The sequence below is a fragment of the Streptomyces sp. NK15101 genome, from assembly GCF_020400725.1.
GTDB lineage: Bacteria > Actinomycetota > Actinomycetes > Streptomycetales > Streptomycetaceae > Streptomyces.
In genome coordinates, this window is sequence record NZ_JAINVG010000007.1 from 98,683 (window position 1) to 112,963 (window position 14,281).

Sequence of the window (14,281 nt, forward strand, 5' to 3'; positions counted from 1 at the left end):
TCTTCCTACCTTCCTCTCGCCAACGACGAGAGCGAGGGAGGGCGGGCCGATGCGCCGCTTCACGAGGACCCTGATCACCGCCGCGGTGGTGACCGGCGTGATCGCCGGGACGGCCGGCTGGGCGTCCGGGAACACCCAGGAGGCCGTGACCGGGGCCCCGGCCGGGACCGCGGCGTGGCGGGCCGCGGGGCTGCCCGACCCGGAGCGGACGGGCCCGGCCGAGGTCGCGCGGTTCTTCGCCGGGCTGAGTCCCGTACGGCGGAGCGAGCTGGCCCGGACGCACCCGACGGTCGTCGGGAACCTCGACGGGGCGCCCCTGGAGCTGCGGTACGAGGCCAACGCCCGTTCCACGCGGGGTGAGTTCGGCGGGGCGCGGGTCCTGGCCCACGATCCGCGCGGCCGGGGGCAGGTGGCCCTGGTGTACGGGGACCTGGCGCGGGCCGAGCACGTGGCCGTGATCGTGCCCGGCTCCGACGTCGACGCGGACCGCGTGCGGCCGCTCGCGGACATGGCGACCGCCCTGCACCGGGCGACCGGCGGCCGTACGGCGGTCGTCGCCTGGGCCGGTTACACGACGCCCGTCGGTGTCGGCCTGGACGCGGCCACCGGCCGGCTCGCCGAGGCCGGGGCCGAGCGGCTGACCCGGTTCGCGGACGGGCTCGCCGCCGTGAGGCCCGTCGGCGCGGCCGGGCCGTCCGTCTTCTGTCACAGCTACGGCTCCGTGGTCTGCGGCCTCGCCGCGCACGGGCTGAAGGCCAAGGACCTGGTGGTCTTCGGCTCCCCCGGGATGCGCGCCGAGAACGTCTCCGAGCTCGGGACCTCCGCCCGCGTCTGGGCGGCGAAGGATCCCACCGACTGGATCGACCGGGTCCCGAACGTCGAGTTCGCGGGCCTCGGGCACGGTGCCGACCCCACCGACCCGGCCTTCGGGGCGCGCCGGATCCCGGCCGAGGACGCCGCCGGGCACGGCGGCTACTTCGCGCCCGGCACCTCCTCCCTCCGCGCGTTCGCCGCGATCGCCGAGGGGGACGTCCGATGAAGACCCTGGTCCGCAGGATCGAGTCCGCCACGCCCGCCCATCGCGACCGGGCGGTCGACGGACTGCGCGCCCTCGCGCTGCTCGCCGTGCCGACCGGGCACTGGCTGCTCGGCGGCTTCACGCTCTCCGCCGACGGCGCGATCCACAACGCCAGCCCGCTCGGCACCTTCTCCGGCCTGGCGCCCGTCAGCTGGGTCCTGCAGATGCTGGGGATCTTCTTCCTCGTCGGCGGCTGCGCGTCGGTGCTGTCGTACCGGCGCCGGAAGGGCTCCACGCGCGCGTGGCTGGGCGGCCGGCTCGCCCGGCTGGGCCGTCCGGTGCTCGGGGTCACCGCCGTGTGGGCGGCGCTGCTGCCGGTGCTGCGCTTCGGTCTCGGGGCTCCCGTGGACACGCTGCGGACGGCGTCCACGCTGGTGATCCAGCCCCTCTGGTTCGTCGGGGTGTACACGGTGGTCACCGCGCTGACCCCGCTGTGCGTGCGGGCGGCCCGCCGCCTCGGGGTGTGGGCCGCGGCGCCGCTGCTCGGCTCGGTCGCCGTCGTCGACCTCCTGCGGTACGGGCCGTACGCCGACACCGTGCCGTCCTGGCTGAGCGTCCTGAACATCCTGCCCGGCTGGCTGTTCGCGTATCAGCTCGGCGTCTCCTGGGGCGAGGGCCGGGTCACCCGGCGGCACGCGTGGGGGCTGCTGCTCGGCGGCGCCGCGCTCTTCGCGGTCCTGCTGCTGCTCTTCGGCTACCCGGCGTCGATGGTCGGCGTCCCCGGCGAGGCCCGCACCAACTCGCACCCGCCGTCGCTGCTCGTCCTCGCCCTCGCCGCCGCGCAGAGCGGGGCGGCGGTCCTGCTCCGGGACCGGCTCGGCGCGCTCCTGAGGCGGCCCGCGCTGTGGGCGCCGGTCGTCGTGGTCAACCTGTCCGCGATGACGATCCTGTGCTGGCACCAGACGGCGATGCTCGCCGCCGCGATCCCCGCCTCGTACGCCGGCGAGGTCGCGGGCCTGGTGGGCGCGCCGGACTCGGTGGGCTGGATCCTCGGCCGCCTCGCCTGGATGCCGGTCTTCGCCGGCCTGCTGGTCCTGATCGGCCGGTACGCGCGCGTCTTCGAGGCCCCGTGGGCGAAGACCGGCCCTGTCCGCCGCACCCTGGCGGGGCTCCTCGCGGCGGGCTTCGCGGTCTTCGCCCTGGGGCTCGCGTGAGTGCGCGGGGGGCCTCAGACCTCCCGGGCGGCCGAGGTGTGGCTCATGTCCGGGTAGCGGTCGCCCGCCACCAGGCCGGCGATCGGCTCCAGTTCGGCGAGTTCGGCTTCGGTGAGGGTGATGCGGGTGGCGGCCGCGTTCTCCAGGAGGCGGGAGCGCTTGCGGGTGCCGGGGATGGGGACGACCGTGAGTCCGTGCACGGCGGCGCGCTGCTGCACCCAGGCGAGGGCGATCTGGGCCGGCGTCGCGCCGTGCGCGGCGGCGATCTTCCGGACCGGGTCGAGCAGGGCGGCGTTCCGCTCGGCGTTCTCGCCGGTGAACCGGGGCTGGTACTGGCGGAAGTCGCCGCCCGACAGCTCCTTGCCGGCGTCCGCGAACGCGCCGGTCAGGAAGCCCCGGCCGAGCGGCGAGTACGGCACGAAGGTCACGCCCAGCTCGGCGGCGGCGCCGACGGCGCTGCGCTCCACGTCCCGGGAGAAGAGGGACCACTCCGACTGGAGGGCGGCGATCGGGTGCACCGCGTGGGCCTCGCGCAGCTCGGGCCCGGTGACCTCGCTCAGGCCCAGGAAGCGGACCTTGCCCTCCCGGACCAGTTCGGCCATCGCGCCGACGGACTCGGCGAACGGGATCCGCGGGTCGCGGCGGTGCATGTAGTAGAGGTCGATGGTCTCGACGCCGAGGCGGCGCAGGCTGCCCTCGACGGCCTTCCTGATGTACGCGGGGTCGTTGCGGACCCCCCGGTAGGCCGGGTCGTCGGCGCGGCGCTCTATGGCGAACTTGGTGGCGAGGGTGACCTCGTCGCGGTGGGCGGCGAGGAACGGGGCGAGGAACTCCTCGTTGGCGCCGCTGCCGTAGATGTCGGCGGTGTCGATCAGGGTGACGCCGGCCTCCAGGGCCGCGTCGAGGGTGTCACGGGCGGCCGCCTCGTCGGTGTCGCCGTAGAACTCGCTGATGCCCATGGCACCGAAGCCCTGGACGCCGATCTCCGGTCCGTCCTGACCGCCGAGACGTACGGTGTCGATCCTGGTCACGCTGGTCATGAAGGTGTTCCTCCGCATGCGGTCCCGTAATGACTGATCTTGATGTCGAGCACGGCGAGCGTGTCCTGGAGCTCGGTGATCCGGGCGAGGACGTCGCGCCGGGTGGCCTCCAGGAGCTCCCGCCGTTCGTCCCTGGTGTGGTCGCCCTCGCGCACCAGCTCGGCGTACCTGACCATGTCGGCGACCGGCATCCCGGTCAGCCGCAGCTTGCCGACGAAGGCCAGCCAGCCGAGGTCCTTCTCGGTGAAGCGGCGCTGTCCGGTGTGCGAACGGTCGACGTGCGGCATCAGGCCGATCCGCTCGTACCAGCGCAGGGTGTGCGCGGTGAGCCCGGTGATGGCCGCCACCTCACTGATGGTGTAGCGGTCCTTCCCGGCAGGTCCGGCCGTGCTCGCGATGCCCTCGGTCACGCTCATGGGCCCACGCTAAAACGTTGGAGTGCACTCGAAGCAAGTAGGCTCGGCCCCATGCACAGCAGCTTGCCGAGCCTGGCGTCGATCGAGAACTGGCCCGTCCCCACCGCGGCCGCCGCCGTCGTCCGCGCGGACGGCACCCTGGCCGGGTCCCACGGCCCCACCGGGCAGCGCTTCCCGCTCGCCTCCGTCACCAAGCCGCTCGCGGCGTACGCCGTCCTCGTCGCGTACGAGGAGGGGGCGATCGACCTCGACGAGCCGGCCGGGCCCGAGGGCTCGACCGTCCGCCATCTCCTCGCCCACACCTCCGGGCTCGCCTTCGACGAGAACCGGGTCATGGCCGCGCCCGGCACCCGGCGGATCTACTCCAACACCGGCTTCGAGGCCCTCGGCGACCACGTCGCCAAGGCCACCGACATCCCCTTCGCCGAGTATCTGCACCAGGCGGTCCTGGAGCCGCTCGGCATGGTCTCGACGACCCTGGAGGGCTCGCCCGCGAAGGACGGCGTGTCCACCGTGGACGACCTGGTGCGGTTCGCCGCCGAGGTGCAGGCGCCGCGGCTGCTCGACGCGCGGACCGTCCTGGACGCGATGACCGTCACGCACCCCGGCCTGACCGGCATCCTGCCCGGCTACGGGCACCAGAAGCCGAACGACTGGGGGCTCGGCTTCGAGATCCGCGACGGCAAGTCCCCGCACTGGACGGGCGCGAGCTCCTCGCCGCGCACCTTCGGGCACTTCGGACAGGCCGGCACCTTCCTGTGGATCGACCCGGACGCGGGGGCCGCGTGCGTGGCCCTCACCGACCGGCCCTTCGGCCCGTGGGCGGTCGAGGCGTGGCCGCCGTTCACGGACGCGGTGCTCGCGGACCTGCGGGCGCGCTGACGTCCTCCCTAGGTGTCGCAGCGGGTCGTGGGGAGCGTGCCGTCGACGCCCACGAGGCTCACGTCGACCCTGCCCCCGCCGTCCTCCGCGTACGCGGCCGTGCAGACCAGCTGCTGGACGGCCGCCTGCGACAGGCCCCTGACGGGGAACGGCGACCGGAGCCGGACGATCCGGCGGTCCTCCGGGTTGAGGGCCTTGATCTCCTCGGCGTGCGGCGGCTTCGCGGACGCCGGGAGGGCCGTGGTCAGCCCCGCGGCCGTGTCGACGTCGGCCGGGCCGTCGAGGAGCGCGGCGAGCACCCGGTCGGTGGCGTCCCGGGTGCCGCGCGTGTTCCGCGCCCACCCGGAGCCCGGTCCCTGGGCCTTGTGGTCCTCGGTCGTCTCGGAGCCGCCCGAGGAGAACGTGGTGCCGGGGATCGACTGTCCGAACTCGCGGACCACCGGGGCCGGCCGGCCGTCCGGCCCGAGGAAGTAGAGCACCATCCGGAACTCGGGCTGCGGGACGACGGCGACGGTCGCGGGGCCGCCCGCCTCGACGACGTCGGTCTCCTGGATGCCGCAGGCGGCGAGCGGCAGCACGGCGAGGAGGAGGGCCGCCGCGGCCGACCGGCGGCTCACAGCGGCATCCGTACGGTGAAGACCGCCCCGCCCGCCGGGTGGTTGGCGGCGCGGACGGTGCCACCGTGCAGCCGGACGTTCTCCAGGGTGATCGCGAGGCCGAGACCGCTGCCCGCCGAACGGGTCCTGGCCTGGTCCGCCTTGTAGAAGCGGTCGAAGACGTGCGGCAGCACGTCCGGGTGGATGCCCGGCCCCCGGTCGGCGACCTCCGTCACCAGCTCGTCCCCCTCCGCGTGCAGCCTGACCGTCACCGGCGCGGCCCCGTGCCGCAGCGCGTTGCCGACGAGGTTGGCGACGACGACGTCGAAGCGGCGCGGGTCGAGCCGCGCCCTGATCCCCTCCTCTAGATACGGAACGACCTGCTCCGGATCGGTCCAGTGCCGGTGCTGGAGGGTCTTGCGGACGCAGTCGGCGGCGTCGACCTCGTCGGTGTGGAGCTCGGCGGCGCGCGCGTCGAAGCGGGAGATCTCCATCAGGTCCTCGACGAGCACGGCGAGCTTCCCGGTCTCCGCGCTGATCAGCCGGACGGCGCGGGCCGTGTCGCTGTCGAGGCCGCCGGCGTCCTCGTCGAGGACCTCGGTGACCGCGAGCATGCCGGCGAGCGGGGTGCGCAGTTCGTGCGAGACGTCGGAGGCGAAGCGGCGGGCGCGGGCCTCGGCGTCGCGGAGCTCCGCGACGGAACGTTCCAGCTCGGCGGCGGACTCGTTGAACGTGCGGGCCAGATCGGCGAGTTCGTCGCTGCCCTTCGCGTGGATGCGGGTGTCGAGCCGGCCCCGGCCCATGCTGCGGGCGGCGTGCCGCAGTTCCCGTACGGGGCGGAGCACGCCGCGGGAGGCGACGAGCGCAGGGATCAGGGCCACGGCCAGCGCCGGGAGGGCGCCGTCGCGGGCCGCGGTCACCATGGCCTCGATGTTCGCCTCCTCCTCGTCGAGCTCCATCACGGCGTAGAAGACGAGGCCGGTGGGCTGGCCCGTCCCCTCGCTCGCGTGGGTCCGGAACACCGCGGGGACGGCCATGGTCAGGTACGGCGTGCCGTTCTTCACGACCCGCTGGAAGCTGCCGTGCGGGGTGGCCGGCCGGGCCTGGGCGCGGGCCCGCAGCTCGGGGGTGATGACGGAGGAGGTGGGGCGGTCGGTGGAGGAGACGCGGACCGTGCCGTACTCGGCGTAGACGCGCCAGGGGCGGGGTTTGCCCTGGCCGGCGATGGCGAGGACCGTGTCCCGCAGGGAGTGCGCGTTGACGGGCAGGCTGATGACGAGCGGCTCGACCTGGTCGCGCAGGGCGGAGACGGCGGTGTTCTGGGTCTGCTCCAGGATGGCGCTCCGGGCGGCGCGGTAGGTGAGCGCGGCGGTGGTGCCGCAGCCGACGGCCGCGACGAGGAGGAAGGCGAGGACGAGGCGGGTGCGGAGGCCGAAGGGGTGGAGGCGGGGGCCGCGGGCCCTGTGCCGGCGGGCCCGTCCTCCTCGGCTCTCCACGTCCGGCTCCGGGCCCACGCAGGCCTTCACAGGGGGCCGAAGCGGTAGCCGAAGCCCCGCAGGGTCTGGATGTACCGGGGCTCGCCCGGGACGTCCTCGATCTTGTTCCGCAGCCGGCGGACACAGGCGTCCACCAGGCGGGCGTCCCCGTGGTAGCTGTGCTCCCAGACGTGTTCGAGGAGCTGCTGCCGACTGAAGACCTGCTCGGGGGCGGCCGTGAGGTGCAGCAGCAGCTTCAGCTCGGAGGGGGCGAGGGCCAGGCGCTCGCCCGCCTTGGCGACGGTCAGGCCCGCCCGGTCGATCGCGAGCTCCCCGTGGAACTCGACGGCGGACCGCCCGGCGCCCGGCTCCTCGATGCGCCGCAGCACCGCCCGGATCCGGGCCTCGATGACCTCCGTACGGGCGGGCTTGACGATGTAGTCGTCCGCGCCGGCCTCCAGGCCCACGACCACGTCGAAGTCGTCCCCGCGGGCGGTGAGCATGATGATCGGCAGCTGGCTGCTCTCGCGGACCCGGCGGCAGACCTGGACGCCGTTCATGCCGGGCAGCATCAGGTCGAGGAGCAGCAGGTCCGGCCGGAACTCGCCGAGCGCGGCGAGACCCGCCTCGCCGGTGGGGGCGGTGCGCACGTCGTGGCCGCGGCGGCGGAGACCCAGTTCGACGCCTTCGCGGACGGAGGGGTCGTCTTCTATGAGGAGCACGCGGGGCATGTGTGGAGTATCCCAAGGTCGGACGGACCCCTTGGTGGGGCCCGTTGTGAGCGGCCGTTCCGCCGGGGCGGTGCCCCCGCCCCCGCCCGTGTGGGCAATCGTCCCGCTGGGCGGGACGGGTGGGCACACGGGACGGCGCCCATAGCGGCGCCTCCGCGTTCCGCGCCTGGACCCGCACCACAAGGGGCGGCGCACGTCCGGTGCGGGTCCAGGCACATGAGCCTCGGGCGCCGGCAAGGGCGCCGTCCCGTTGTGCCCACCCTCCCCCGAGCTCTCGGCTCCGCGCGAGCAGGGGGACCCCCCTTGCCCCGGCGGAACGACTGCCCACAACGGGGGTGGGCGGGGCGCCGCCCACCCGGGTGCGGGTTCCCTACTGCGGCGGGGTCAGGTGCGGCGGCGGAGGCGGGTCGTGGTGGAGTGGAGGAGGGCCTCGACCTCCGCGAGGCGGAGGGGGCGGGACAGGAGGGCGAAGACCGCCAGGACCGTCGCGGCCCCGGCCAGGCCCGCCACCACCGCCCCCGCCGCCTCCACCGCGTCCACGACGAACAGCCCGTACCCGGCGGCGGGCGACGCGGCCACGAGGAGCCGCGCCAGCGCGGAGAACGCCTCGCCCGTGCCCTCCCCCAGCCGGCGGCGCAGCGCGTACGCCGTCACCGCCCAGCCCGCCCAGAGCGCCAGCGAGTACGCCGCCGCCATGCCCGTGACCGCCCAGCGGGTCGGGAGGCAGTGGTAGGCCGTGAGGGAGAGGGCGGCGTTGAGGACCGCGATGACCAGGTTCAGCAGGAACGGGGTGCGGGTGTCTCGCAGGGCGTAGAAGGCGCGGGTGCACACGTACTGGCCGGAGAGGGCGACCAGGCCGGGCGCGAAGGCCATCAGCGTCCAGGACATCGCGCGCACGTCGTCGCCGCCGGTCGCCCCGTGGCCGAAGACCACCGCCATCAGCGGTACGGCGAGGGCCAGGAGGGCGCAGGCGGCGGGGACGACCGCCGCCGCGCTGGTCCGCAGGGCGTACGAGACGTCCCGCCGGACCCCCGCGAGGTCGCCCTCCGCGGCGGCGCCGCTCATCCGGGGCAGCAGCGCGGTGACGAGGGAGACGGTGACGATGCCGTGCGGGACGGTCCAGAGGAGGTACGCGTTGTTGTACGCGGCGAGGCCGCCGCCGCTGACCGACGTGCCCGCCGAGGTGGCGAGCCACGTCGTCACCCAGTACGCGCCCTGGTTCGTGAGGACGAGCAGCACCAGCCAGCCCGCCGAGCGGAGCGGGGCCGCGAGGCCGCTGCCGCGCCAGTCGAAGCGCGGCCGCCAGCGGAAGCCGGCGGCGCGCAGTGAGGGCAGCAGGGCCAGGGCCTGCAGCGCGATGCCCGCCGTGGTGCCCCAGCCCAGGAGCGCGGTCTCCCCCGGGGTGAGCTCCCCGCCGTCGCCGGCGGCCAGGAAGAGGCCGAAGACGGTGACGGCGACCACGTTGTTGAGGACGGGGGTCCACATCATGGCGCCGAACCGGCCCCGGGCGTTGAGGACCTGTCCGAGCAGGGTGAAGAGTCCGAGGAAGAAGATCTGCGGCAGGCACGTGCGCGCGAAGGTGACGGTCATCTCCCGCTGTGCGCCCGTGTAGTCGGTGTACGTGTCGACGATGAGCGGGGCGGCCAGCACCGCGGTCGCCGTCAGCACCGTCAGGGCCAGCCCGCACAGGGTGAGGAGGCGGTCGGTGTAGGCGACGCCGCCGTCCTCGTGTTCCTTGGCGGCCTTGACCAGTTCGGGGACGAAGACGGCGTTGAGGGCGCCGCCGAGGAGCAGCATGTAGACGATGGTGGGGACGGAGTTGCCGACCGCGTACCCGTCGGCGACGAGGCCCGCGCCGAGTGCGGCGGCGACCACGGAGGCCCGCACGAAGCCGGTGGCGCGGGAGACGAGCGAGCCCGCGGCCATCAGGGCGCCGCTGCGGAGGGCGGAGGGTTTCCGCCGGGGCTGCGGCGGCGCGGTGAGCGTCGCCGTCATCGGCGGGCCAGATACGCCTGGAAGGCGCGGTACAGCGCCCCGTTGGTCGTGCCCTGCATCGGAATCTCCCATTCCCCCAGCGTCTCGACGACCTGGCCGCCCGTGCCGAGCTTCCAGCGGAGCAGCCCGTGGGCGCGGTCGTCCGGATCGAGGGTGGAGGGTACCCCGCGGAGGTCGTAGACGGCGGCGCCGAGGGCGTGGGCGTCGAGCATCATGCGCCACTGGAGGGCGTTGGAGGGACGGACCTCGCGGCGGTGGTCGGCGGACGCCCCGGTCTGGTACCAGACGCGGCCGCCGACCGCGAGCATGGTGTGCGCGGCGAGGACCTCCCCCTCGTGGCGGGCGAGGTAGAGCTTCATGCGGCCCGGCTGCTCGGCGTTGAGGACGGCGTACTGGCGCTCGTAGTACGCGAGGGAGCGGCCGAGCCGGAAGCCGTCGCGTTCCTCGGTGATGCGCAGCAGCCGGTAGAACTCGGGCAGGTCGGCGGCGGAGCCGACGACGACCTCGACGCCGGACTTCCGCGCCTTGCGGACGTTGCGCCGCCACTCCTGGTTGAGGCCGGTCCACAGGTCGTCGGTGCTGCGGCCGGCGAGCGGGACCTGGAAGACGTGCCGGGGCTGGGCGTCGGCGCCGTCCTCGGAGTCGCCGCCGCACCTGCGCCAGCCGCGGGCGCGCAGCCGTTCGGCGACGGCGGTGCCCAGCGGGTCCACCTGGTCGGCGAGGACGTCGGAGAGCCGGCGGCCGGGCCCGGTGGCGGCCTTGACGCTGGCGGCGTTCCACCGGCGGTAGGCGGGGCCGGGTCCCATGCGGACGGCGAAGGCGCCCAGGGAGCGCAGGTGGCCGAGGAGCGGGTCGAGCCAGCCGTCCAGGTCGGGGTCGGCCCAGTCGGCGACGGGTCCTTCGGGCAGGTAGGCGAAGTGCTTCCGGGTGCCGGGGAAGGGCCGGAGGAGGACCAGTGCGACGCCCGAGAGCGCCTCGCCCTCCCGTCCCCACCCGATGAGCTGGTGGTTCCAGCCGTCCTTCACCCGGGCCCAGGAGGGCAGTTGGAGGAAGCTGGGGCCGTCCGCGCCGGAGCGGGAGCCGAGGAACGCGCGGTACGCCTCCGGGGTGACGGGCCCGAGCCTGACCGGTCCTGCGGGGGCGCGGCGGTCGGTGGGTGCGGCCGTCACGAGCAGCGCTGACACAACGGGAGCCTCCTTGTTCCGCCCCTCGGTGGTCGGGGCGCACAGCAGGCTCACAGCCGAATTCGACGGGGGCGCGCGGTGATTGTGACCGGACGATGACCGTTCCGCCGCAGCCACGGTCACAGAGGCGTGCGGGCCCCCGAGGGGGTGCGGAAGCGTCCTACAGTCCGGGACATCCCACCCTTTCTTCCTCACACCGCGGAGGTCTTCCGTGCTGCCGATACGCACATCCCGTCCCGCCCTGGCGGCCGTCGCGCTCGTCGTCTCCCTCACCGCCTGCACGGCCCGGGCCGCGGACGGGGGGCCGGCGGGGGCCGGGGCGGGGTCCTCGCAGGCGCCGCCGGCGAAGGCGAAGGTGACGGTCGTGAAGAAGGAGGCCGGCAGCCCCGTGACCGTGAGCGCGACCGGCGGCACGCTCACGGCGGTGAGGGTCGTGGACGCGGAGGGCGGTGAGCTCAAGGGCCGTACGGGCGCGGGCGGTACGAGCTGGACCTCGGACCGCAAGGCGGTGCCGGGCACCTCCTACACGATCGAGGTGACGTCCCGTACCGCCGACGGCGAGGAGACGACCAGCCGGTCGTCCTTCGCCACCCCGGAGCCCGAGAAGGTCAACAAGGTGACCCTCGCCCCCGGCAAGAACACCACGGTGGGCATCGGGCATCCGCTCTCCATCGTCTTCGACCTGCCGGTGACGCGGAAGGCGGACGTGGAGAAGCAGCTCAAGGTGACCACCTCGAACGGCACCGAGGGTTCCTGGGGCTGGGTCAGGGACCACTCGGGCCGGGACAGGGTCGACTGGCGGCCCCGGGAGTACTGGAAGCCGGGCACCCGGGTCACGCTCGAAGCGGACCTCGACGGCACGGACTCGGGCGGCGGCTGGTTCGTACGGGACTACCGCACCGGCTTCACCGTCGGTGCCGCGCAGGTCGTCGAGGTCGACCTCGACGCCCACCGGCTGACCCTGGAGCGGGACGGGCGGACCGTCCGCACCATCCCCGTCTCCGGCGGCACCCCCGGTGGCGACAAGCGGTCCTGGCGGGGCACGGCCGTGCTCATGGCGAAGGAGGGCACCATCAACATGAACTCCGAGACGGTGGGGCTCGGCGACGCCTACGACAAGATGGTCGACTACTCGATGCGGCTCACCTGGTCGGGCATGTACGCGCACGCGGCGCCGTGGAACGCGGCGTACTTCGGCAAGGCGAACCGCAGTTCCGGCTGCATCGGCATGAGCGAGGGGAACGCGGCCTCGTTCTACGCCTCGGTGAACGTGGGCGACCCCTTCGAGATCAAGGGCCGGGAGACGAAGGGCACGGTGGCGGAGGGCAACGGCTACGGGGCGTGGAACCTGAGCTGGGCCGACTGGAAGGCGAAGAGCGCGCTGCGCTGAACCGCCGGCCCCGCTCCTACGACGAGCTGTTCGACCGGCCGGTCGGGTCGGGGGACTCGGGTCGGGGGGTGGTCCACGTCTCGGAGGAGGGGGACGACGGGATGCGCGCCTTCCTCGCCTTCGGCCCGGACGGGCGTCCGCGGTCGCGCATCGGCACCACCGGCTCCTACGGCACCCTCCGGTGGACGGGCGTGGACCGGGGACGGCTCGTCGCGACGGCCGTGTACCGGGGCGGCCAGTCCACGCCGATCCGGCTCGTCGGCTTCGACCTGGCCTCCGGCCGGGAACCGTGGCGGGGGGACATCGACGGCAGCACCACGGCGGTGGAGGACCAGTACGCGGCGCACCGCCGGGCGGCGCGTCAGGGGGTGGCGAACTCCCAGACCAGCAGCTCGGCCGGGGTCGTCGCCACGACCGTGAGGCCCTTCTCCGCCGTGACCCTGGCCGCGTCGCCCTCCTCCAGGGCCGCGCCCGCCAGGGCGACCGTCCCCCGGACCACGTGGACGTACAGCGCGACCGCGTCCGGGAGGGGCGTGGTGGCGCCGGCCTCCGGGCGGTGGACGTGGAGGACCGCGCCCGCCGCCGGGAGTGCGTACGCGTCGCCGAGGCCGCGCACCACCTCGTACGAGGGCGAGCCGCCCGGCTCCAGCGGGGCGAGCCACATCTGGACGAAGACCAGGGGGACGTCGGCGTCGTTGCGTTCGACGTGCCGGACGCCGCTCGCCGAGCCGAGGTGCTGGAGGTCGCCGGGGCGGACGACCGTCGTGCGGCCGGTCGAGTCGTGGTGGGTGAGTTCGCCCCGCACCACCCACGTCACGATCTCCGTGTGGCTGTGCGGGTGCTCGTCGAAGCCGGCGCCGGGCGCGAGCCGCTCCTCGTTGCAGGCGAGGAGCGCGCCGAAGCGGAGGTTGTCGGGGTCGTAGTGCGGGCCGAAGGACAGGGCGTGCCGGGTCTCGATCCCGGCCTCCGGGTCGCCACCGGGGTACCGGTCGCCCGCGCGCTGGATGCGTATCACGCACGTACCGTAGCCCGGGGAAACGCCCCCGACCCCGCACGCCGGCGTCCCGATAAGGCAGTCTTGTCCCCGTGCCTGAACCCGTGAACGCCGCCCATCCGCATGCCGCGACCCTGAAGCGCCTCGAACAGTCGTCCGGGCGGCTCGCCGCCGGCGCCATCGCCCGCATGGACGAGACGCTGCCGTGGTACCGCGCGATGCCGCCCGAGAACCGGTCGTGGATCGGCCTGGTCGCCCAGGCCGGCATCGCCGCGTTCACCGAGTGGTTCCGGCACCCGGAGACCCCGCAGGCCATCTCCACCGACGTCTTCGGCACGGCGCCCCGGGAGCTGACCCGCGCGATCACCCTGCGGCAGACCGTGGAGATGGTCCGCACCACGATCGAGGTCATGGAGTCGGCGATCGAGGAGGTCGCCGCCCCCGGGGACGAGAGCGTCCTCCGGGAGGCGCTGCTCGTCTACGCGCGCGAGATCGCGTTCGCGACCGCCCAGGTGTACGCGCAGGCCGCCGAGGCCCGGGGCGCCTGGGACGCCCGGCTCGAATCGCTCGTCGTCAACGCGGTGCTCTCCGGCGAGGCGGACGAGGGGGCCGTGTCCCGCGCCGCGGCCCTCGGCTGGAACTCGCCCGACCACGTGTGCGTCGTTCTCGGCACCGCGCCCGACGGGGACAGCGAGCTCACCGTCGAGGCGATCCGCCGGGCCGCCCGGCACGCCAAGCTGCAGGTCCTCACGGGCGTCCTCGGCGACCGGCTCGTCGTCATCGCGGGCGGCAACGACAACCCCCTCGCCGTCGCCAAGGCGCTGATCGGGCCGTACGCGCCGGGGCCGGTCGTGGCCGGTCCCGTCGTACCCGACCTGCTCGCCGCGACCCGGTCCGCGCAGGCGGCGGCGGCCGGCCTCAAGGCCTGTTCGGCGTGGCAGGACGCGCCCCGGCCGGTCCTGGCGGACGATCTCCTTCCGGAGCGCGCCATCGCCTCCGACCCTTCGGCACGCGAGCAGCTGGTGGAGGAGATCTACAGACCGCTCGAGGAGGCGGGCTCGGCGCTGCTCGAAACTCTCAGTGTCTATCTGGAGCAGGCGAGCAGCCTGGAAGGCGCGGCCCGGATGCTCTTCGTCCACCCGAACACCGTGCGCTACCGGCTTCGACGTGTGACCGACGTCACCGGTTGGTCACCCTCCGATGTTCGCTCCGCGTTCACACTGCGGATCGCCCTGATCCTGGGACGCTTGGCCGACGGAGATCAGCAGTCCTAGACTTTTGTCGAACACCAACAATTCCCCCGACGGTTCTTCGTCCTAGTCCCCACGGGCGCTCGAAGCCGTCCC

General features: G+C 74.3%; 13 protein-coding genes. 5 read left to right on the forward strand and 8 right to left on the reverse strand.

The features are described from left to right. Positions 1–49: 49 nt before the first annotated feature. Entirely contained in the window at positions 50–1,039 is a 990-nt protein-coding gene (locus K7G60_RS05920) for an alpha/beta hydrolase (RefSeq protein ID WP_225799719.1), read from the forward strand. Beyond that, positions 1,036–2,232 (forward strand): acyltransferase, encoded by a 1,197-nt coding sequence (locus tag K7G60_RS05925; RefSeq protein WP_225799720.1) that lies wholly within the window; start codon positions 1,036–1,038, stop codon positions 2,230–2,232. The genes K7G60_RS05920 and K7G60_RS05925 overlap by 4 nt, the downstream gene beginning before the upstream one ends. 14 nt (positions 2,233–2,246) lie before the next feature. On the opposite strand, the gene K7G60_RS05930 is transcribed toward K7G60_RS05925, so the two are convergent. Continuing rightward, entirely contained in the window at positions 2,247–3,272 is a 1,026-nt protein-coding gene (locus tag K7G60_RS05930; protein WP_225799721.1) for an aldo/keto reductase, read from the reverse strand. Further along, positions 3,269–3,688 (reverse strand): MerR family transcriptional regulator, encoded by a 420-nt coding sequence (locus K7G60_RS05935; protein WP_225799722.1) that lies wholly within the window; start codon positions 3,686–3,688, stop codon positions 3,269–3,271. The genes K7G60_RS05930 and K7G60_RS05935 overlap by 4 nt, the downstream gene beginning before the upstream one ends. A 51-nt stretch (positions 3,689–3,739) precedes the next feature. Between K7G60_RS05935 and K7G60_RS05940 the strand changes: the two genes are divergently transcribed. After that, positions 3,740–4,570, forward strand: coding sequence for a serine hydrolase (locus tag K7G60_RS05940; RefSeq protein WP_225799723.1), 831 nt, complete (start codon positions 3,740–3,742; stop codon positions 4,568–4,570). An 8-nt stretch (positions 4,571–4,578) separates the two neighbouring features. Here the strand turns inward: K7G60_RS05940 and K7G60_RS05945 are convergent, their stop codons facing one another. From K7G60_RS05945 to K7G60_RS05965, 5 genes are all read right to left on the reverse strand, one after another. Continuing rightward, positions 4,579–5,187 carry a hypothetical protein gene (locus tag K7G60_RS05945; protein WP_225799724.1) on the reverse strand — a complete coding sequence of 203 codons (609 nt, stop codon included), beginning with the start codon at positions 5,185–5,187 and terminating at the stop codon, positions 4,579–4,581. Further along, positions 5,184–6,662 (reverse strand): cell wall metabolism sensor histidine kinase WalK, encoded by a 1,479-nt coding sequence (locus tag K7G60_RS05950; protein WP_225799725.1) that lies wholly within the window; start codon positions 6,660–6,662, stop codon positions 5,184–5,186. Before K7G60_RS05950 ends, K7G60_RS05945 begins: the two co-directional genes overlap by 4 nt. Before the next feature lie 26 nt (positions 6,663–6,688). Continuing rightward, the gene (locus tag K7G60_RS05955) at positions 6,689–7,372 is read right to left on the reverse strand and encodes a response regulator transcription factor (protein WP_225799726.1); all 684 of its coding nucleotides are present in this window, start codon (positions 7,370–7,372) and stop codon (positions 6,689–6,691) included. Between the two features lie 384 nt (positions 7,373–7,756). After that, on the reverse strand, positions 7,757–9,367 hold the full coding sequence (gene murJ, locus K7G60_RS05960; protein WP_225799727.1) for a murein biosynthesis integral membrane protein MurJ: 1,611 nt from the start codon (positions 9,365–9,367) through the stop codon (positions 7,757–7,759). Next, entirely contained in the window at positions 9,364–10,551 is a 1,188-nt protein-coding gene (locus K7G60_RS05965) for a peptidoglycan bridge formation glycyltransferase FemA/FemB family protein (RefSeq protein ID WP_225799728.1), read from the reverse strand. The genes murJ and K7G60_RS05965 overlap by 4 nt, the downstream gene beginning before the upstream one ends. Before the next feature lie 211 nt (positions 10,552–10,762). Between K7G60_RS05965 and K7G60_RS05970 the strand changes: the two genes are divergently transcribed. Next, on the forward strand, positions 10,763–11,941 hold the full coding sequence (locus K7G60_RS05970) for an Ig-like domain-containing protein (RefSeq protein WP_225799729.1): 1,179 nt from the start codon (positions 10,763–10,765) through the stop codon (positions 11,939–11,941). A gap of 361 nt (positions 11,942–12,302) precedes the next feature. Here the strand turns inward: K7G60_RS05970 and K7G60_RS05975 are convergent, their stop codons facing one another. After that, complete coding sequence (locus K7G60_RS05975) at positions 12,303–12,956, reverse strand: pirin family protein (protein ID WP_225799730.1); 654 nt, start codon at positions 12,954–12,956, stop codon at positions 12,303–12,305. 71 nt (positions 12,957–13,027) lie between these two features. Here K7G60_RS05975 and fasR point away from each other — a divergent pair, with 71 nt between their 5' ends. After that, on the forward strand, positions 13,028–14,209 hold the full coding sequence (gene fasR / locus K7G60_RS05980; protein ID WP_225799731.1) for a fatty acid biosynthesis transcriptional regulator FasR: 1,182 nt from the start codon (positions 13,028–13,030) through the stop codon (positions 14,207–14,209). The last annotated feature ends 72 nt before the right edge of the window (positions 14,210–14,281 follow it).